Genomic DNA, 19,333 nt, shown 5'->3' with positions numbered 1-19,333 from the left:
TCCATGGTGCTATTGCACTGGTACAGTGGTGACATAACGCTTCCAAAACTGGTTATTGGTTTTAATGGTTTCATTTAAACCGAGGATCCATAACACTTCAACCACATCAGAGTAATCGGTGCCGCCTTGTTGATGTAATTTACCGTGAATTGAGGGGAGCGCTTTGATAAAGTCATCGGCGATGATCCAAAGTGCCCTTGCTTGGTGTTTTTGGTTGGAGGGATAACGGGCGGCATTAAGCCATTTAGGATCGCCAGGCGTAAAGGATTGTTCGTCTTGTCGGCCTTGCAAGCGTGCCGTATTTGGCCCTCTATCTTGTTCTTGTGCGTATATAGCATTGCCATCGTCAATGGCAACATAATGACTATTGGCTTGCAGATAGGCTAATTTTTGTTGATTAGACTGTTCTTCGTTGTACCAACTATGCTGCACAACAATAACGCGATTTTTGGTGTCTTGTGCTGTAATGCCGTTGTCATTTTCGATCATTAACCTTAACCAATCATTACTAAAAGCGGACTGGCCGGCCTCCATCACCCAAACTTTACCTTGGTTGTTGTTTGCTTTAAGTCCCGATAAGACCTTTTCGGCTATGGCATTGACTGCAAAATCATAGTTGCCTAAGGCATCAAACCATTGTTTGTTTTCTTCGCCAAAGGCGGCTGTCATGAGTTTAGGAACTCGATATTGTGTGCCACTAGTGCGCTCTACACTTCCCTGAACTGCATAGGTTCGTTTGCCAAGCTTTGGGTATTCTTTACTGCTTAACAGACTGCCCAGTGCAGCGATTGCATGGATGTCATCCAAATCCCCTTTAATATCAAATTGAGCAATTAGCGTATCGTTATCAAAATCGAAAGTAGCCCTATTGTTAGCAAGGCTATGAGTTGACAATAAAACCAATAGCAAAAAGGAAAGTCGATAGATTCTGCAGCGCATTATGAATTCTCTTTAAACATAGTGATTGAAATTAGAGTTATTGGGTTTAGATTTGGATCATCTATATGTTAATTGAATCACACATTTTTATCTCTAAACTGTAAATTGTCAACAAACTAACTTTAACAATGTTGTTATGATTATTCGTTTATGTTAGTTTTCTGATCAATTTGATGATGCAATTTTGCATAATTTTAGGATATAAAAATGTCGCTCAAATTTGGTGATAGGCTGTTGTCCACACTTCTAAAGTGGGCCTTTGTTGCTTTCTCAGTGCTGTATATTGTGGCCTGTCGACAGTCTGATTTGATGTCAGAACCTAAGATGGTCAGGGCGCATCAGCCCTTAAGTGTTAGTTATACCGTTAGCGGTAGCCTAACAAAGAAGCTGATTCTTGCTATTAATAATCCGCAGAACTACGCCAACTTGAGTGTATATGCCAACAATGAGTTGCTGGTGGATAATTTAAATATTTCCCATACAGGCGAGCAGGTATTAAATACCTTGGTGCATTTTAAGGCGCTTGGAGACATTACCTTAACGATAAAGGCTAACGGTGCTGATTTTACAATTAACCACGCTAAATTCGAAGAGGTTGCTGATTTAGTGATACCCGAGTATCAGGATATTTCAGTCAAAGCTGGGTTAGATAAGGTGAATTCAATTAAGTACGGTGGTCCAACTATTGCCGACCTCGATAATGATGGTGATTACGATTTTATCGTTAACAATCATAATCAAGCCGACAGCAAATTGTATTGGAATAACGGTGACGGCACAGTCACTGCCCATGATAAAAACCTATCACGATGGTATATGCATGACTTACATGGTACTGCCGCTGGTGACTACGACAATGACGGCGATCTAGACTTAGTTGTCACTCAAGGTGGGGGCAACGGCACCAATCCGTCTAAAGCGAATTTTTATCAAAATAATAACGGCAAATTAGTGTTAATGACGGGCGATGTTGGCATTGATAAAGGAGGGCGTGGACGCGGTGCGCGTTGGTCTGATATGGACTTAGATGGCGATCTTGATTTGATGTTAATTAATGAATTGTCTCTAACACACAGAAAGCCGCAACACTTTTTCTACGAAAATTTAGGCAATGGGTCGTTTAATTATAAACCAATCGAAGGATTGCAAGATGTACACCCTTCCAGAGTATTACTCACCGATATTAACAATGATCATATTGATGATTTAATTCTTTATGGACCACTGTCAGTTTGGCTGGGTAAAGGTGATTTTACTTTTACTGATGTTAGCTCACAAATTCCAGCTGACGTTGCAGCATTAAAGAACATTATGGCGGTTGCAGACCTCGATATTGATAATGATGGCGACCTTGATTTGTATCTGGCAAGAGGCAAAGCATTTGAAGGAGGATTAGGAGAAGACCCATCCGTAGATTTTGACCCCATCAAGCAAGAATTTTCGATTAAACCTCGCGGTTTTAAAGGCATTGATAAGTTTAATTTTAAGGCCGATGGGGCGATTCGGTTTCATAGTTATTACTTTTTGGCCCAAGGGATTTATCGAGACAAAGACTATCCGTTATTTTTAGGCGCCGCTAAAACTGCAAAAGTGTTGGCTATCGATGAAGAAATGGATATTGAACCAAATATGGCTGCAGGTTGGCCAACGGATATTTCAGCGAATGGTATGTATTTTGGGCATATTGGCAACGGCCAATGGAAAGCGGCCTTGGTGCGCAATGGTAACGTATTCTGGGGCTTTAAATTTAGCCTTTCTGGAGTGAATGAAGTGACACCAGAGTTCGTGCCACAAAACAGAAATGAAGCCGATGTTTTACTGAGAAACGACAACGGCCAATTTACCAATGTGTCAAAACAATGGAATATCCAACCCGGTGCTAACTCATTGGGCGTGACTGTCGGTGATTTTAACAACGATAGTTATCAAGATATCTTTGTATATCGTTGGGGGCTGATTAATTCAAAGACGTCAGATTTTATGCTGCTCAATACCGGCAAAGGCACATTTGAAACCGCTACTATGCACGGTGCTAACGATATTGGTGGTCCCGGCAACGGCGATATGGGGCAAGCTTTTGATTTCGATTTAGATGGAAGGTTAGATTTACTCAACGGTAGTGAAGGCGGGCAGTGGTATCTGTATGCCAATGACCAGTCTAATTTGGGGCATTATGCCTTAGTTAACGTGGGCTATTCTCCGGTTTCCAATGTTGATGCTATTTCTGCTGAAGTGATTCTAAAAACCGCCACACAAACTTACCGTAAAAGAGTTGGCTCTGCTGGAGAAGTCTTCTCCCAGAGTTTACTGAATATTGTGCATTTTGGCTTAGGTGAAGAACAGCAAATAGAGAGTATTCAGGTCAGGTGGCGTGATGGCACTTCGGTAGAACTCCAAGACAAAGCCGCAGATCAGTTATTTGACACCAATAAACTCGACCCTGATAGCCTCACAGTAACGCCTGCCATTACTGATATTAGACAGGGGACATCAATGGATTTTGTTGCCGAAATAATGCCTGAAAATGCCGATCAAAGCATTCAATGGACATCGAGTGACGAATCGGTCTTAAGTGTTGACGATCAAGGACGGGTAACGGCTTTGGGTAATGTGGGTGAAAATGCCCGTATTAGTGCAACCAGTGCCGCTAATGGTGTGTCTGCGTTAACTGATGTCACTGTTGTTGACTGGTATGCACAACCCATTCAATCACTATCCGTTGTTTCAGATAAGACCGAAATATTAGCAGGGCAAAGGTTACCACTTAAAACCAGTGTGGTCCCCACATTAGCAGATGATAAAGGGGTAATGTGGTCAAGTAGCCAACCGAAGATTGCAAGTGTCGATGAAGATGGAGTGGTGACGGCATTGGCACAGGGGCACGTCACTATTACGGCAGTATCTCAAGCAGACTTAGCGATTAGTGATGAGTTGCAATTAATCGTTAAACCATTAATAAAACCTTTCATCAACATTGTTGATGCTCAACTCATTGCACAAAGTGAATTTGAGGTAGGCGACAAAATTACCTTAAAGGTCAACTATCATGCTGGATCAGGTAACAAAGTGATTGCCTCTGATGAAGGTGGAATACGTTTCTGGTTTCGGCATTTCAAATACGAATGGATCCCAGCTAAGGATACTATTTTTGTTGATAGCAGTGCCTTACAAACTGAATCAGGCAGTTCCAGCATGACCTTTTCTTTAGAAGGTTTAACGCCTACAGCTGAGTTACCCGATGGCCACTTTTATTACTTGCGAGCATCATTTACCTCTAGTGACGGCAATAGTTACGATTCAGCCATCTATCCCATTAAGGTCGTGGCTAAAAAAACAGATTAAACAAGCGTGACAAAATGTGTGGGGTACCTTGCTATTAAAGTACAGGGTTAACCACACAATCACTAAACTCACATTATCAGGCACTTAAGCATGAATAAAAAAACACTGATTGGCATTGTCTTAGTATTACTTAACATCAATGCATGCACTATTAACTCTAATCTAGTCAAACATGCAGTGCCTAAGGTAGAACGTACCAGTGACTTCAATTTTGACTGGAAATTCACCCTAGTTAACGACACAAATTTACCCGCTGCATTACCCACTAAAACACCGCTAAATGACACCGATTGGCGCAGTGTAAGGCTTCCTCACGATTGGAGTGTAGAGCATTCTTTCAGCCAGTCTTTAGAAGGCGCGACAGGTTATCTTCCTGGTGGTGTAGGTATTTATCAAAAACATTTTAAAACACCTGCTGAGCCATCAGTTAAAAGTACTTTTATACTGTTTGATGGCGTGTATAACAATGCGACATTATGGCTCAATGGTCAGCCGATTGGTGAAAATCCCTACGGTTATTCACCTTTCTATTTTGATTTGACAGAATTTCTAAAAACCGATGGTACTGATAACGTTTTAACGGTGCATGTTGACCATTCTCGTTATGTGGATAGTCGTTGGTATACCGGTAGCGGTATTTACCGAAATGTGAAGTTGGTAACCGTTGATAAATTACATATTCCTATTTGGGGCACATTTGTCACCACACCCGAAATCTCCGAAAAAGAGGCGACAGTTAGAATAGACATTGATGTGCTTAATCAAGCCGTAGACGCCAGAGAATTTCAATTATCGACGCAAATTATTGATGCGACTGGCAATCCCGTTTCGCACACTCAACAATCTCTTTCAATGCCAGCATTAGGTGACGCCACTTTTAGCCAAGAACTTAAGGTGACGCATCCTAAGCTTTGGGATATTGAAACGCCCCATTTGTATAAGGCCGTCACAACTATTAGCTATAACGACCAAATAGTGGATAGCTATACCAGTACATTCGGGATCCGCAGTATCAAATTTATCAATAACAAAGGGTTTGAACTAAACGGCAAGCTGACCCAAATTAAGGGAGTCAGCATACATCATGATGGGGGCTTAGTGGGGGCTGCTGTACCAAAAGGTGTTTGGAAACGTCGCCTACAAAAACTCAAAAATGCCGGTGTAAATGGCATACGCACAGCGCACAATCCCTACTCCCAAGAGTTTTTAGACCTATGTGATGAGATGGGTTTTTTAGTACAAAACGAGTTTTTTGACGAATTTGATTATCCCAAAGACAAACGCTTAAACAAACATGAGCGCCATGATGATTATATTAGCCGAGGTTACACTGAACATTTTCAAAAATGGGCGAAAAGTGACCTGACTCGAACTATGCTACGAGACCGTAACCATCCTAGCGTAGTGCAGTGGAGTATTGGTAACGAAATAGAGTGGACCTATTTAAATTATCGCGAAGTCACAGGCTTTTGGGATCCAGAGGCTGATGATATCTCGGGTAATTTCTGGGGTGGGGCGCCTAAGTTTAGTGTTGAAGAACTACGAGAGCGCTATAAACAAACGCCTAAAAGAGAACATATTCTTGCGGATACAGCAAAAAAATTGAGTGACTGGACACGAGCATTAGACACAACGCGCCCCATTACTACCAATATGATTATTCCCCAAGTGAGTTTAGTTAGCGGCTATGCTGATACCGTTGATATTGCTGGTTTTAGCTATCGCAATGTCACCATTCCATGGGCACTTAATAACTTTCCAGATAAACATATTACGATTAATGAAAACCCCGGTACTTGGGATGACTTACTTTATGTATATCAATACCCAGAAGTCTTCAGTCAATTTATGTGGACGGGTATTGATTATATGGGCGAGCGCCATCAAAAATGGCCGCATAAGAGCGGCTGGGGCGATATTCTTGACCTAGCGGGCTTTGAATTACAAGGGCACAACTACTTTAAAAGTGTATGGGTAAACGAACCCCATCTTTCACTAGGGACCTTGCCATTAAGCCAATCTGGTTTTTCCTTAGATAAAAAAACGGGTTTTGCGAAAGCAGATAATAACAGAAGCTACTGGTGGCGAGACTCAAATAGGCATTGGAATTACAAAAAAGGTGAGCCTGTTTTGGTTGAGGTGGCGAGTAACCATGCGATGGTTGAATTATTCCTCAATGGGCGATCCTTAGGTTATCGAAGTATGACCGAGAGTGCCGATCGTTTACTTCGCTGGGTTGTGCCATTTGAAGAAGGCGAACTGATTGCTCGCGCAGGTTTTAAAGGCCAAGAGCAGGAAGCTAAAATAGTCACGGTTGATCAAGCAACGAACCTAAATTTAACCACGGATAAAACAGAGTTGCTTGCTGATGGTTATGATGTGGCGCATCTAGTTGTGCAACTTCAAGATGGTCTAAACCGGGACGTCACAACAGAAAACGTTAAGGTGACCTTTGATATTGAAGGAGAAGCGCGTTTGCTTGGCGTCGACAATGGTGCCACCGATAATATTCAAGACTTTCAATCTACAAGTCTCGTTACTCATAAAGGTCGCGCCTTGGCAATTATACAGTCTATCAAAGGAGCTTCAGGTAAAATAAAAGTCACGGCTAAGGCTAATGGTATAAAAGCTGGAGAAATCATTGTTAAGCTCAAATAACCATAATGGTTAAAAATGTTTGGTTAATAAGTGATTGTTTGACCTAAGCGGTCATTACGCAACTTAGGTCATAAAAATACTACTTTTACAGGGCGATCATTAGATTACGAGCTTAAAGTGACACGACCCCATTTATTTGCTCTTACGCCCAAACGGGCACTGCCTTCCTTGGCAGTTTTCACATAGAATCCCTTCTATGTGACCTACTTTTTGCCTACAGCAGCAAAAAGTAGGCAAAAAATGCCGCTCTCCAAACAATGCTCTTCATCCAGTAATTTGCTCATTTTTGTCGGTCGTAATAATTTGTTCCAGACAAGCTATTACTCAATCGCCTATCCATGGCGATTGCCCAACAAAAATGAGCAGATTACTGGCGAGCATTCAGTCGAGGAAAGGTCAAAAGACTAAAAGCATCGGCTTCGCCGACGAGGAGTTTTGAACTTCGCTATAATTAACAAGGGTGTCTTCATAATTTTATGACAGTTAAATCGCTGTCAGGCCCACCCTTGGTCTATCGATGGGTAATCGACTATAAACGAGGAAATAATGCAGACAAACAGACATATTATAACTTCATACAGCCCAAAATGATGAGGAGGCCATCTCCTCAAGATGAAATGAGAGCCACATCGCCTATTCCCTTAAAATACAAATTCCATTAGCATAAAAAGTACCAATAAATTCAAGGACACAGTTTCGGCTTTGTCCAACAAGGTGATTATTCGTCACACACTACGTGCCGTATAATCACTAAGTAGTTAGCAGACCAAAGGGGAAAGTCATGGATACTATAATCGACATATTGATGATGGCTGGTTTAATTATTTTCTTCGTTTTTGTTGGGGCAATCATAATGAGCAAAAACATCGGAAATAAAAAACAGTAGCTCAGCACAAAAAAAAGGATGTCACAGTTTGTTAGTGCATCAAATCAAACAACCAGCGGCACGCAATGCGGCAGCTAACAAACAAAGTAATCAGACGCGCAAAAAGCGCGCGCCTGTTTCTTTGAGCCGTTAGCTTTTTAAGGAGAGTTTCGTGGCAAAACCAATAGCTTTTGGCAGTTATCAGTTTAGAACTAAAAAAAGTGCGACTGAAGAGGCTCGCCGAAGAATAAACAACTATGAAGCGAATGATAGGCTTAATGCCGAAGATGAAATGTTTTTTACATCTTTATTTACCTTACACTCTGAATTTTCAGAAAAGAAAGGTGTGGGGATAAACTACATAAAAGTTCAAAGAGACTTTCATAATAACCGTTGTTTATATATTTGCAGAACTGATGGCTCTGAAATTGATTGTAGTTGGGTGCATTGCATACAGCCGGCGCCACAAAAAACTGTTGTTTCAATGGCATTTCGAAGGGCAGTAAAAGAAATTATTATCGCTTACAAGACAACCCAAATAGATAAAGTGGTTGTATGTCCAATATTAAAAACGAAATTAACCTTTTACAACAGCCATGTTTCATATTTATCCCCTTCATTTGAGAGTATGTTAAGTAACTTTCTCGACGACCGTGAAATTGATATCACTTCTGTGGCTTTAGTTAATCCAAAGCCAGATGATGAAGATCAACGAGGTAAAGTCGCTGACCAAAATTTGGTAGAAGAGTGGCGTAGCTACCATCAAAATAATGCAACTCTTCAATTATTGAGTGCGGAAGCAAATTTGCGTAAATTAAAAAGCTAACAAAGCGTTCAAGTCAGAAAAATTAACTTGGCGTTAGCTATACATGGAGAGTCCAATGACTGTTAAAAGGGAAGCTAGTGAATTACTTAATATTCCAACAATGGAAGTCTGTGATCACGTTAAGAAAGTGTTGAGTGAAAATCAGCGTTCTTATTCTTATTCCAAGACTACTAAAAATGACAATGGTTTTGTTACAACTGTAAAACCAGTATTGTGGCCATTTATTCTTTCTACAAAAATGAATATTAGTTTTGTTGATTACAATGAGAAAACGGAAGTAATAGTAAGCACTCAATCTCAATGGTTTATTTTGGGCGATGTATTTAATGCTTACGATGGGTATATAAGGACATTTTTTGATAGTTTACGAAAATATAGCTAACAAGTGCATCATGGTGGGAATTTTACTCGCTTTTAAAGCGCTCGTAAAATCCCCATATTTAATACGTTAGGCGCGATATAACCAAGGTAGTAGCAATGAAACAGAGTATTGCAATAGATATGGATGATACGGTGGCAGACACTTTGTCTCGTCATATTGAATGGTATAAGGAGCAGTTTGGTGTTGCTCTCGATCGAAATGACATGGATGGTTTTCGAATCTATGATGTTGTATCTAAAGAAAATCTAGGTGCTGTCAGGAATTTTCCAAACGAACCGGAATTTTTTAGAGATCTACCAGTTCTTGATAACGCTGTAGATGTGATTCGAGATTTAAGTTCAAAGTATGAGATCTATTTTGTAAGTGCAGCAATGGAGCACCCAACTTCTTTTAGTGCTAAGTATGAATGGTTGCGGAAACATTTTTCCTTCATTAGTGATATGAACTACATTTTTTGCGGCCATAAGGGGATGCTAAATTGCGACTATCTAATTGATGATAGTTCTCGCCATCTTGATGTGTTTTCAGGGGAGGGTCTACTTTTCGACGCTCCTCACAATAGGAATCAAGAAGGTTATAATCGTGTTGATAGCTGGAAGCATGCGGCGGGGATATTCGCCTAACAAGGTGCTCAAGCCGAACCTTCACCTATGTTCCACCCAGCGCATGGCTTCGCCATTGTACGCGCTGTGTTAAACTCTCGGTTCGGCCGGCTTAGTAAAAGGACTAAAAGGAAAAAAAGGGTTAGAGCCACTTTAAGTAAACTTCGCTCCAAATCGGTAGGTGACTGCCCTATAATGTGTTGCTTTTTAGCAATAAATAGAACCCCCACCTATGTCCGGAATGTCGGAGTTTTCGTCGTTGACCATTTAGAGGTTAACGACCTATTGCGGTCATTAAAAGTGGTGTAGTTATGAGCATCCGCTGGAATTATCTTAAAATCAAAATGTAATGCACAATCCAATATGGGTGAGCAGACTTTGGTTTACTACAGAGGATGGCCGAAAATCTATGTTGGGCCATAAATTGTCAGGTGAAAAGTGTGTTTCGGGCTAGGCCGTCGGTAATCTTTAATTCAAGCTAGTGGTACAAATCAAGATATCGTCACCAATTTTGAACCAATATTTTGTTATTTTGATAGCATCATATAGATATAAGTCTTTGATTCTAACGTTTTAGAACTTGCTCCAACGCTAAATGAATACCACTCCTGTTTCCGAATGTTGTTCTCTATTCTATTCCAAGTAAAATCTTTATACTCGATAATCATCACTTCACAAGTCGATATTTTGCAGATTACAGACTGAAGCTCTACCTCTGAAGAAAGCGGATGCATAGTGACAAAGTCTCTAAATTTTTGTTCTATCTCTGAGGCCCATTCATAGTCAACCTCATCCTTAAGGTGCTCTTTCAGATAGTCGATCATGCTACCGCCTGTTGATGCAACAATGTCAGAATAAGGCTTTGGCAAAATTGTTTCTGCTTCTTCAAGGTTCATGCTTGTAAACTTTGTTGTGCCTGATTCGGTTTCTTCTTTAATGTTCGCTTGTGAGTTTGCCGTTTGATTTAAGGACTCAAGAGTATTTGACTGAATCGATAACTCATTTTCAAGTTGAGCCACTTTGTTTTTATACCAATTAATATCTTTAGTGGCTAATTTTGTTTTTGTGTTTGACCTTTCTTGTATGTTTTCGACTGGCTGAATTGCCGTTATTTCACTTGATGCTTGTGATATTTGGGGTATGCGTGATGAGCTAAAAAATAACTGACTGGTTACAAATCCTGAGGTGAAAGTGAAAATAGCAGCTAGAGCGATTCTTGTTCTATTCAAAATAAGTTCTTTTTAAATTTATTCTAAAAAAGAGATTAACTAACTGTAGGGGTCAGATCAAAGTTAAATTGCTCGTGGTGCATTTGGCAATGCAATTGTTACAATATTGAACTAAGGGAATATAACCCATGACTATTCCAGCGTTTGTTACAAATTCAGCAGCGACTTTGCGTGCTGATCCTCTTTACTGCCCTCATCCTGGGGAGGTATTCCAACGTCGTTGTTTGTCAAAAACTTCACTCAAACAAGATGAAGTCGCTAAACGCATTGGTATTTCTACTAAGCACTTATCACGTTTTACTAATGGCCATGTCAGTGTCGGAGTTGAACTTGCTCGCAAGTTAGAAGCTTGTACCAATATTAGTGCGGCTGCTTGGCTGCATTACCAAACTCAATATGATTTATATACAAACAAGAAATTGGAAAGTACGGTTTCATTAATGACGGCATAATTTTTATGTTCGATATGATTGTTTAATCTGTGCAAGAACAAAGTCCTAAAGGTGTAAACTCATTTAGGACTTTGGCAAGTATTGAGTGACTTTTACTATTGTCTACCACCAAGTTGTGTACAAACCAATTAAAATAAGCACCACGCCAAGTGCTGCAACAATGAAACCGGGTTTAGTGGCAAAACTGACGTTATCTAGGCTGACACTTCTATCATTGTTGGTTGCTGCTCCCCGTAAAGAGACGAAATAGGTTAACGCTAGGCACATTAAAAATACGATGCCGATCCTGTCCATAAAGGGTCGTGATGGCCAAAATATGGCAAAACCTACTGAGAATGCAGCGGAGCCTAATGCAGAGGCAAGGGCGCCTGCCGCTGTTATGCGTTTCCAGAACATGCCCATTAAAAATATCACTGTTATACCCGGTGAAAACAATCCCGAAAATTTTTGGATATATTGGAAGCCTTGCTCTGATTGGCCAATCAATGGTTGAGCTACACATACCGCAACCGCTAATGACACAACAGTTACAATTGCCCGACTAAATTCTTAACTAAATCGGCGAGTTTTCAGTCGCGATAAAATTAAAAGCATTGGCGTTGCCGACAGGAGGTTTTTGCTTAAAACTGACTTGTTCTAAAGATGAGTACTTAGACTAAAAAGCACTGCTATCGAGAATCGGACATTAACGCGTTTATTTGCTAAACTTGTTGGCTGTAACATCATGCAAAGTGCCAGATACATATTTATGCAGAACACTAGCCACCAACGTTTGGTATGGGATGCCTTCTACCAAAGCACGACGTTGAATTGCTGATAAATCATGTCCAGATAAGCGAATATTTATACGCTTATCTTTTTTGAAAGTATCTTCTGCAGATGCTTGAATTGCGGACTTACGCTTTTCTGTTAGCGTAGAAGTAAAGTTATCGCGCTCAAATTCATCTAGTAAGTCTCGCTCTTCTTGATCCAGTTTTACTTTATTCATAGCTTATCACCTATATATAACTTGGTAGCCTTGCGACTAGGAATAACCGTTTTTAAGAAAATTTCTTTATCAGTTTCAATATATGGAACTAGATATGCGTAATTCTCAATATTGATGACGAAAATACGCTGATTAGGATATTTTTTCTGATTTGAGTGTTTCAAATCATCTAATAGGCAGTTATTTTGAAGATGATAAATAACATCTTCAAATGAGATGCCGCGCTCTTCTATCAAGAGCTTGTTTTTATCAGGATTCCAATCAAATATTTTCATATGGGAAAGTTTAGCATTGTGTGCCGTATGTCATCAAGTGGCTAGCAGTGTATTAGCGTGAATTACTGATAACTCCATTTCCATTTATCTTCCTAACGTTTGTGGGGCAAAATCAGTCTCAAATCGTGTTCGTTTAATACAACACTGAAGGTAACCATAAGGTAAGTGCCGGCACCAACATAATGAGTGCTAGAACTATGACCAATGGCACGATAAACGGCAATGTTGCTTTGGCGCATCGCTCGACCGGTACATCTGACACCTGAGACAACACAAACAACACCATACCTAAAGGTGGTGTTAACAAACCAATCATGAGGTTGAGTACCATAATCACCCCAAACTGCACGGGATCTATGCCGGCAGCGATGGCAATGGGTAGCAGAATGGGGGTGAGTATGGTGATAGCGGCAATGGTTTCCATAAAACAGCCGACTAAAAATAAAATGAGGGTAATTATCAACAATACTAAGTATTTATTTGTGCCTGCAAAACCAAGAGAGTCGGCCACAATTTGATGAATGTTTTGGCTGGTTAATACCCACGAAAAAATCGCAGCACCGCCAATAATAAGCATTATTGAGCTGGTTGTTTCAATGGTGCTAAAGGATACTTTTAGCAAGCCTTTAAAGGTTAAGGTTCTATACAGCAGACTGCTAAGTAAAAGCGCGTAAACACATGCGACTATTGCCGCTTCGGTTGCGGTAAACCATCCAGTTAATATGCCGCCAACAATGATAACGGGCGCAAGCAGTGAAGCAAAAGCCTGCTTAAAACTAACGGCAATACGCTTAACTGAAAACGAACTGTCTTTGGGATAGTTTCTCTTACGAGCGTAAATAGTGACCATAATAAACAGAGAAAGCGCCATCAATAAGCCGGGAATAATGCCGGCTGCGAACAACTGACCGATAGAAACGCCTGCCATTACACCGTAAATAATCATCGGCAAACTAGGCGGGATAATCGGGCCAATGGTAGACGAGGCCGCAGTTAAACCCACTGAAAAATCGGCGTCGTAACCTTTATTTCGCATGGCTTTTATTTCCATCGCACCTAAGCCACCAGCATCGGCTACCGCGGCCCCTGACATACCTGAAAATAAAATAGACGCACCAATATTTACATGGCCTAAACCACCGCGTAACCAGCCCATTAGCGCCCCTGCAAAATCAAATATGCGTTGCGTAATCCCCCCTTGATTCATTAAGGCGCCTGCGAGAATAAAGAACGGGATAGACAACAAAGGAAAGCTATCCATGCCTCCCACCATTTGATGAAATACCACTAAACTGGGAATACTCCCCTCTATGGCTATCGCAATCAAAGAAGCGATTGCAAGGGCAAAAGCAATAGGCACACCTAATATGATGAGTAAAATTAGCGAAACAAAAAGGGCGATAATAACCATAATCTTTATGGATCCTTGGTTAGTGGTGTATTGGTTGAAGTAGCATCGGGCGCGTCTGATTTTAGAAAGAGACGCTTAATATCATTTGCGCAACGTATTGCTGAGCGAAGCAAACACAAGGCTAGGCAAAGGCCTAACAAGCCGTAAAGCACACTAATGGACAACGATAGGGAACTCATTTCGTGGCTAGTAATTAATGGCACTATGGCTAAACAGGTGATGAACAAAAAAACTAAGAATAATGTATTGATAAGAGACAATAGCGCGCTGCATATGGGCATGAGTCTTCGCGGAACAAAGCTATGGAAATACACAAAACTAATATGGGTGTTTTTTCTAAAACCTATTGATGCGCCAATAAATGATAGCAATATCAATTGATACCTTGCTACTTCTTCGGTCCAGCCTAAAGGCGCATTTAACGCGTATCGACTCACCACTTGTGCAATTAGAATAGTGGCCAAAAGGAAAAATAGACTTAGGGATATCCAATCTTCAAGGGCAACATCAGAAAATTCAAATGAATCATCATCGTCACTTTTAAGTTCGGTTGGCTCAGAGGCCTTGGATAAGGTCATATATGCTCCGATCATATGAGAAGGTAGTGTGCTCATAGAAGTTAAGTACTTGCTGGCGAAATGCGTTGCGCTCTACTTGATTGACAGTCACACCTTGTTGTTCAAACCATTTCGATAAGTTTTGTTCGTTGTAACGGGTTTCCTCTGAGGCTTTTTGGGCTGCTACCCTCAGTACTTTAGTAAATATTGCTCGGTCGTCTTTTGACAATAAGTCCCAGGTTCTGCCGCTCGCTACCGCTAAGATAGATCCTAAAACATGGCCGGTTAAGTTGATGTTGGATTGTACTTCGTAAAATTTCTTGGCTTTTATAGTCGGCAACGGATTTTCTTGGGCGTCTACCACTCCTTGCTGAATAGCCAAATACACTTCAGAAAAAGAAATAGGGCTAGGTTTAGCACCTAAAGCCAGTGGAAATAGCTGATAAATTTCTGCTCCCGGCACCCTGATTTTTAAGCCTCGTATTTGTTCAGGCCTGATCACCGGTCTATTTGATGTGAGGTGTCGCTCGCCATAATAAGTGGAGCTTAAAATAACATTGCCAGCTGAGCGTTGTTGGTATTCTTGTGTCAGTTGAGCAAATACTGAAGAGGCGACGTAGCGTTGCCAATGTTGATAATTTTCAAAGATATAAGGCATTTCAGACAGGCCTAAAGGCTTATACATTTGTGACGCAAAGCTGGTGCCTGTGTAAATTATATCTAATGAACCCAAACTTAAACTTTGATTAATATGCGCTTCTTTACCCAGTGAAGATGAAGCATATATTTCAACTTTATAACGCCCCTGAGTTTCACGGTAAATCTCATCACTGGCCCATAAAGCCCATTTATGCAATGCATGTGAAGGTTCATACACATGGGCCCATCTTAATACTCGGCTATTTTGCCAATCTGGGTGACTTACTGTTTGTGCACTTACCGCTAAGTCTGTTTGTGCAATGGTACGATTTGGTAGCATTAAACAAATAAATACCGCCGCGATAATGAATATCTTTTCGGCACAGTCAGTAATGTTACTGCTGCAGCGTTTAGCATCAAAGTTGAGTAAGTTCATACACATTTTATTTAAGCCCTATCGGCATTCTATTGTTTTTTAGTGCTTACCATTTTGTTCACTTGCAGGTCGTTTAAAACCACTGTTTCGCCATTTCTCCAGCGAACATCAATACGTTTTATTTGGGTTTCTTGACCTAGTCCAAAATGCACTTTGTTGAGCATGCTTTGTGAAAATGATTCGCCTGCAGAGGCGACGCGCTTTTTATATTGTTTGCCTGATTCAGTGGTAACTGTGACCAGCGCAGAATAAGCGTCTACTTTGCCGACTGGGCTATAATCCACATCTACTAAAATAAAGTTATTGGAGGTGTTGCTGATGTTTTTATACAGGTACCAATGGCCTTCTTCTTCACTGCCATTAAGCATGTCTATTTGACCGTCTAAATCAAAATCAAAGGCTTGGCCCATGTCGCCATGACCGGGATCATTGGCGCTAAAAGCGCCATGTTGCGTGGTCATTTCAAAACTATTATTACCAGTGTTAAGCAATACCAAATCGGCAATGCGCTCTTTTAAGAATCCATAACGATATAAAAAGATATCTTCAAAACCGTCGTTATTCATATCACCATGAGTCACGCCCCAATGATCGCCACCTGGTGGTAAGTTCCATTCATTTGATGCATCCTCAAAATGATCAACTTTATTGATCAGTAGCACATCTTTTTCGTTGCGGTAGTTAGGCGCCCAATCATGACTGACGTCACTTACACCAGTGATTGAAAACGAAACACCCCAAAAGACATTTTGATTTCTGACCCATTCGGCTCGCCATTTGCCATCGCCGAGATAGCCAATATACATACCATTGGACTCTCGTTTTTCAGGCCAGCCCTTGGCCATGTCTTGGCTAATATTAAGTGACTTTTCGGCAGTGCGCATTTCAACAGGACGTTGTCTCTCCTGAAAGCCTTTGGCATTCACCACATGGCGAGTTTTACTGTCGCCTAAATAAATCGCCCAACCGCCATCATATAAGCGATAAACCAGCTCCATATCAAACAGAGTAATATCATCTTTGGCGCTAAAATCGATAAGGGTTGTGCCCGTTTCACCATTGTCGCGAATATCGAGTTTTTTGTTGTTTGGGTTAAAGTCGATGGATTTGTTGGATAGTTGGTAATGGGTTTTGCCTCGAGCAAAATACAAATCAAATAGACCGTCATTATTAACATCTAATTGGGCAGCATTAATAATGCTTACTTGGCCATTGATGTGTTCTGGTAACCATTGTTTGGATACATCAGTAAAGGTCCAATCGCCATTATTTACCCACATAGACGCGGGAGAAAATAACAAAAAGTCATCTTTGCCGTCGTTGTTAATGTCGGTCACCAATACACGTTCAGCATATGCATCTTGCAAGCCATCAATCTGTGTATAAGTAAAAGTGCCATCATCATTATTTTTATAAAAAAGTTGTATTGGTCCATTACTATTTGGCATTTGCGCATTGAATAAAGCGATATCTAAATCTCCATCAAGATCGATATCGACCCATCGAGGTGCACGTCCTCTGGCTGGAATATTTATACCAGCAACGGCGGAGACATTAATGAACTCACCTTTGTCATTGCGGAATAATTCGTAAGATGTGGGGTTACTGCCACTGCCTCCACCTAAAGCTACCAGCAAATCCAAATCACCATCGTTATCATAATCCCCGAAACTTGAACCATGAAGATCTCTAGGAGAGTCAAAGAGGCGCTGGATACTGACTTTGCCGTTATTGTTGGTCACGATTTGAGTAGGGACATGATTGTGATTATTCAGGGCAAAATCATAATCACCGTCTTGATCATAGTCGGCGACAGCTGGCCCGCCGTATTTGTAAGTTTCTTCGGTATCAAGGCCTATTTCTTTGGAAATATCGCGGTACTTAGGTAAGTCGAGCCCGTCAATATCTTCAAAATATGCACGGTTAATGGTGATGTTATTGCTTCTGCCTGAAAACGTAAGTTTATGCTGACCTAGTGCTTTAAAAGGTACTAACACATTTAAGGTTTGTTTTCCGGCGCTGGGAATATCGATATTGTCTACCAATACTTCGTTGTTGGCCGACAGACTCAAACTGCCATAATGTTTGTCTAACGTAAGTTGCAGTATTAACTTTTTAAGCAACGAGCCTTGTACGTCATAGGAGGTAACATAATCGGTTTGGTTATTGATATGCACAGCGTGATTAATCACAGCTTGACTTGGCAATTGAGTTTGCCGCGCATTTTTATCAGTTGCCGTGCTGCACCCATTAATGAATAGGCTTGCCGTTAAGGCAATGACAGTTGCCATGACCGCGCCACTTAGTTTACTCATGATGCAATAACCTTCGCTGTTACTAAGTTAAAGTTGCATCTATCTTATGATGTTAAATGTTTATTGTAAACAATATTTGTGTTGCACCTAGTTTGGTGACGATTCGGCCGCTTTATTTTTAGTAAAGTGTGTAATGAAACTACGCTAAAACTAGACTTGGCTTTTAACAAAACGTTTAATTCTAGCGGACTGGGGATGTCTATTTTTTTCTATTCCAATAGGCACTGGCGTATAGCTTGGTTTTGTCGTATTGACAGTGTTCGTTAAGATGGGCTTTAAGTTGTTTCACTACGCTGGCTTCTGCCGCGATAAAAATAGCAGTATTGTTCAAGTCAGTTTTTTGTGAGGCTAGTGCTGATAAAAAATCGCCAGTTAATTTATCGGGCGTTACTAGCCAGTTGATTAGCATATTGGCTGGGGCCACTAGATCTTGTATATCTTGTTCTTCAGGTACTTGGATCCACACATCACCTTTGGCATTGTCGGGCATAAGTTCTAATATGCCTGCAATGGCAGGTAGAGCAGTGATATCACCAAACATCAAATGAGACTCAGCGTATAAGTCGGGGTGTTTGCTGTCACCTGGACCAGCGATTCCAAGATGATCCCCTGGTACTGCGTTGGATGCCCAATTACTCGCTAAACCTTGGTGATCGTTAACGGCAAAATCTAATGTTAGCTGCATACTTTGTGGATTAAATTCTCTAATAGTGTATGAGCGCATCCATTGCTTAAAGCCAAAATAAATACCGAGTTTAGGCATTTTATTAGCCACGTTGGGTTTAGGAAATATTGCTTTAACATGAGCGCTTTTTTTATCGGAAGGGAAGTCTTTGAGTTCATTTCCAGTAACGATAATACGTTTCATATGAGGCGAAATATCACTCACTGACAAGACTTGTGTCATGCGCATCTTGGGGCCCATTATTATCTCCTAAATTACTGTTTAAGCTTGTGGATCGGCAAAAAAGGTTTCAAGTTTTGGATGCAGCACAAAGGTCATCAAACACGCAAAACCAAGACCTATGGGTAAGGCGTACAAGAAACTAGTGATGACAGTAGTGGTGAAGTGACTAATATTGCCAAAGTCATGATTAATTGCAGTGGTCACAATGGCCAAGATGGACTCCATTACCACGGCCATTAAGATCCCTTGCAATAGTTTTTTATATAGGCTTGGCATTCTTACAAACAGGCTATTTACCAATTTATGTATTGCAGCAAATATTAATGCGCCACTTGGCAACATCACCAAAAATGCAAACACAAAGGAATTTAACCAGGCTTGTAAAAAGTGCTGTTCAGGAGCCAAATTAACATAGCTCATAATACCGGTAATGGTAGCGATTAAGCTGAGCATAATCGGAAGCAATACCAATGCTTTTTTTAACTTAAGTTGCATAACAGCATCCAAATA

18 protein-coding genes are annotated in these 19,333 nt (G+C 40.7%); 7 read left to right on the top strand and 11 right to left on the bottom strand.

Annotated features, from left to right (window positions below; translation table 11 throughout):
• Positions 1 to 9: 9 nt before the first annotated feature.
• Positions 10 to 939, bottom strand: coding sequence for a hypothetical protein (locus KO534_RS18535; RefSeq protein WP_215931938.1), 930 nt, complete (start codon positions 937 to 939; stop codon positions 10 to 12).
• Positions 940 to 1,146: 207 nt separating this feature from the next.
• Here KO534_RS18535 and KO534_RS18530 point away from each other — a divergent pair, with 207 nt between their 5' ends.
• The 6 genes from KO534_RS18530 (at position 1,147) to KO534_RS18505 (ending at position 10,068) form a co-directional block, all read left to right on the top strand.
• Entirely contained in the window at positions 1,147 to 4,281 is a 3,135-nt protein-coding gene (locus KO534_RS18530; RefSeq protein WP_215931936.1) for an FG-GAP-like repeat-containing protein, read from the top strand.
• Between the two features lie 90 nt (positions 4,282 to 4,371).
• Positions 4,372 to 6,939 (top strand): glycoside hydrolase family 2 TIM barrel-domain containing protein, encoded by a 2,568-nt coding sequence (locus KO534_RS18525; protein ID WP_215931934.1) that lies wholly within the window; start codon positions 4,372 to 4,374, stop codon positions 6,937 to 6,939.
• Between the two features lie 1,037 nt (positions 6,940 to 7,976).
• Positions 7,977 to 8,630, top strand: coding sequence for a DCL family protein (locus KO534_RS18520; protein ID WP_215931932.1), 654 nt, complete (start codon positions 7,977 to 7,979; stop codon positions 8,628 to 8,630).
• Between the two features lie 55 nt (positions 8,631 to 8,685).
• Complete coding sequence (locus KO534_RS18515) at positions 8,686 to 9,012, top strand: hypothetical protein (RefSeq protein ID WP_215931930.1); 327 nt, start codon at positions 8,686 to 8,688, stop codon at positions 9,010 to 9,012.
• A gap of 95 nt (positions 9,013 to 9,107) precedes the next feature.
• Positions 9,108 to 9,635 carry a 5' nucleotidase, NT5C type gene (locus KO534_RS18510; protein ID WP_215931928.1) on the top strand — a complete coding sequence of 176 codons (528 nt, stop codon included), beginning with the start codon at positions 9,108 to 9,110 and terminating at the stop codon, positions 9,633 to 9,635.
• A gap of 328 nt (positions 9,636 to 9,963) precedes the next feature.
• Complete coding sequence (locus KO534_RS18505; RefSeq protein WP_215931926.1) at positions 9,964 to 10,068, top strand: DUF3565 domain-containing protein; 105 nt, start codon at positions 9,964 to 9,966, stop codon at positions 10,066 to 10,068.
• Between the two features lie 73 nt (positions 10,069 to 10,141).
• Here KO534_RS18505 and KO534_RS18500 read toward each other — a convergent pair whose 3' ends face one another.
• Positions 10,142 to 10,843, bottom strand: a complete 702-nt coding sequence (locus tag KO534_RS18500; RefSeq protein WP_215931924.1) for a hypothetical protein — start codon at positions 10,841 to 10,843, stop codon at positions 10,142 to 10,144.
• A 128-nt stretch (positions 10,844 to 10,971) separates the two neighbouring features.
• Between KO534_RS18500 and KO534_RS18495 the strand changes: the two genes are divergently transcribed.
• Entirely contained in the window at positions 10,972 to 11,295 is a 324-nt protein-coding gene (locus KO534_RS18495; RefSeq protein WP_215931922.1) for a HigA family addiction module antitoxin, read from the top strand.
• Positions 11,296 to 11,397: 102 nt separating this feature from the next.
• Here the strand turns inward: KO534_RS18495 and KO534_RS18490 are convergent, their stop codons facing one another.
• The 9 genes from KO534_RS18490 to KO534_RS18450 all read right to left on the bottom strand — a co-directional run bounded on the left by KO534_RS18490 (position 11,398) and on the right by KO534_RS18450 (position 19,318).
• Positions 11,398 to 11,817 carry a sodium:solute symporter family transporter gene (locus KO534_RS18490; RefSeq protein WP_354667959.1) on the bottom strand — a complete coding sequence of 140 codons (420 nt, stop codon included), beginning with the start codon at positions 11,815 to 11,817 and terminating at the stop codon, positions 11,398 to 11,400.
• 172 nt (positions 11,818 to 11,989) lie between these two features.
• Positions 11,990 to 12,283, bottom strand: coding sequence for a hypothetical protein (locus KO534_RS18485; protein ID WP_215931920.1), 294 nt, complete (start codon positions 12,281 to 12,283; stop codon positions 11,990 to 11,992).
• A complete protein-coding gene (locus KO534_RS18480; protein WP_215931918.1) occupies positions 12,280 to 12,558 on the bottom strand; it encodes a BrnT family toxin in 279 nt (92 codons plus the stop codon). The genes KO534_RS18485 and KO534_RS18480 overlap by 4 nt, the downstream gene beginning before the upstream one ends.
• 133 nt (positions 12,559 to 12,691) lie before the next feature.
• Complete coding sequence (locus KO534_RS18475; protein ID WP_215931916.1) at positions 12,692 to 13,969, bottom strand: TRAP transporter large permease; 1,278 nt, start codon at positions 13,967 to 13,969, stop codon at positions 12,692 to 12,694.
• A 5-nt stretch (positions 13,970 to 13,974) separates the two neighbouring features.
• Entirely contained in the window at positions 13,975 to 14,547 is a 573-nt protein-coding gene (locus KO534_RS18470; RefSeq protein ID WP_215931914.1) for a TRAP transporter small permease, read from the bottom strand.
• The gene (locus tag KO534_RS18465) at positions 14,525 to 15,601 is read right to left on the bottom strand and encodes a sialic acid TRAP transporter substrate-binding protein SiaP (protein ID WP_215931912.1); all 1,077 of its coding nucleotides are present in this window, start codon (positions 15,599 to 15,601) and stop codon (positions 14,525 to 14,527) included. Before KO534_RS18465 ends, KO534_RS18470 begins: the two co-directional genes overlap by 23 nt.
• A 29-nt stretch (positions 15,602 to 15,630) precedes the next feature.
• Complete coding sequence (locus tag KO534_RS18460) at positions 15,631 to 17,916, bottom strand: CRTAC1 family protein (RefSeq protein ID WP_215931910.1); 2,286 nt, start codon at positions 17,914 to 17,916, stop codon at positions 15,631 to 15,633.
• 199 nt (positions 17,917 to 18,115) lie between these two features.
• On the bottom strand, positions 18,116 to 18,841 hold the full coding sequence (locus KO534_RS18455) for a siderophore-interacting protein (protein WP_215931908.1): 726 nt from the start codon (positions 18,839 to 18,841) through the stop codon (positions 18,116 to 18,118).
• 21 nt (positions 18,842 to 18,862) lie between these two features.
• Positions 18,863 to 19,318 (bottom strand): DUF2798 domain-containing protein, encoded by a 456-nt coding sequence (locus KO534_RS18450; protein ID WP_215931906.1) that lies wholly within the window; start codon positions 19,316 to 19,318, stop codon positions 18,863 to 18,865.
• Positions 19,319 to 19,333: the final 15 nt, after the last annotated feature.

The organism is Paraglaciecola arctica, assembly GCF_018861065.1.
GTDB classification, from domain to species: Bacteria; Pseudomonadota; Gammaproteobacteria; order Enterobacterales; family Alteromonadaceae; genus Paraglaciecola; species Paraglaciecola arctica_B.
This window is presented reverse-complemented; position numbering and strand designations above follow the sequence as displayed.

Bases quoted from the DNA above. Each gene is read 5' to 3' on its own strand.
- KO534_RS18455 (WP_215931908.1), bottom strand. From the start codon at position 18,841: ATGGGCCCCAAGATGCGCATGACACAAGTCTTGTCAGTGAGTGATATT.
- KO534_RS18525 (WP_215931934.1), top strand. From the start codon at position 4,372: ATGAATAAAAAAACACTGATTGGCATTGTCTTAGTATTACTTAACATC.
- KO534_RS18470 (WP_215931914.1), bottom strand. From the start codon at position 14,547: ATGACCTTATCCAAGGCCTCTGAGCCAACCGAACTTAAAAGTGACGAT.
- KO534_RS18480 (WP_215931918.1), bottom strand. From the start codon at position 12,558: ATGAAAATATTTGATTGGAATCCTGATAAAAACAAGCTCTTGATAGAA.
- KO534_RS18485 (WP_215931920.1), bottom strand. From the start codon at position 12,283: ATGAATAAAGTAAAACTGGATCAAGAAGAGCGAGACTTACTAGATGAA.
- KO534_RS18450 (WP_215931906.1), bottom strand. From the start codon at position 19,318: ATGCAACTTAAGTTAAAAAAAGCATTGGTATTGCTTCCGATTATGCTC.
- KO534_RS18535 (WP_215931938.1), bottom strand. From the start codon at position 939: ATGCGCTGCAGAATCTATCGACTTTCCTTTTTGCTATTGGTTTTATTG.
- KO534_RS18515 (WP_215931930.1), top strand. From the start codon at position 8,686: ATGACTGTTAAAAGGGAAGCTAGTGAATTACTTAATATTCCAACAATG.
- KO534_RS18475 (WP_215931916.1), bottom strand. From the start codon at position 13,969: ATGGTTATTATCGCCCTTTTTGTTTCGCTAATTTTACTCATCATATTA.
- KO534_RS18510 (WP_215931928.1), top strand. From the start codon at position 9,108: ATGAAACAGAGTATTGCAATAGATATGGATGATACGGTGGCAGACACT.
- KO534_RS18530 (WP_215931936.1), top strand. From the start codon at position 1,147: ATGTCGCTCAAATTTGGTGATAGGCTGTTGTCCACACTTCTAAAGTGG.
- KO534_RS18495 (WP_215931922.1), top strand. From the start codon at position 10,972: ATGACTATTCCAGCGTTTGTTACAAATTCAGCAGCGACTTTGCGTGCT.
- KO534_RS18465 (WP_215931912.1), bottom strand. From the start codon at position 15,601: ATGAACTTACTCAACTTTGATGCTAAACGCTGCAGCAGTAACATTACT.
- KO534_RS18505 (WP_215931926.1), top strand. From the start codon at position 9,964: ATGCACAATCCAATATGGGTGAGCAGACTTTGGTTTACTACAGAGGAT.
- KO534_RS18460 (WP_215931910.1), bottom strand. From the start codon at position 17,916: ATGAGTAAACTAAGTGGCGCGGTCATGGCAACTGTCATTGCCTTAACG.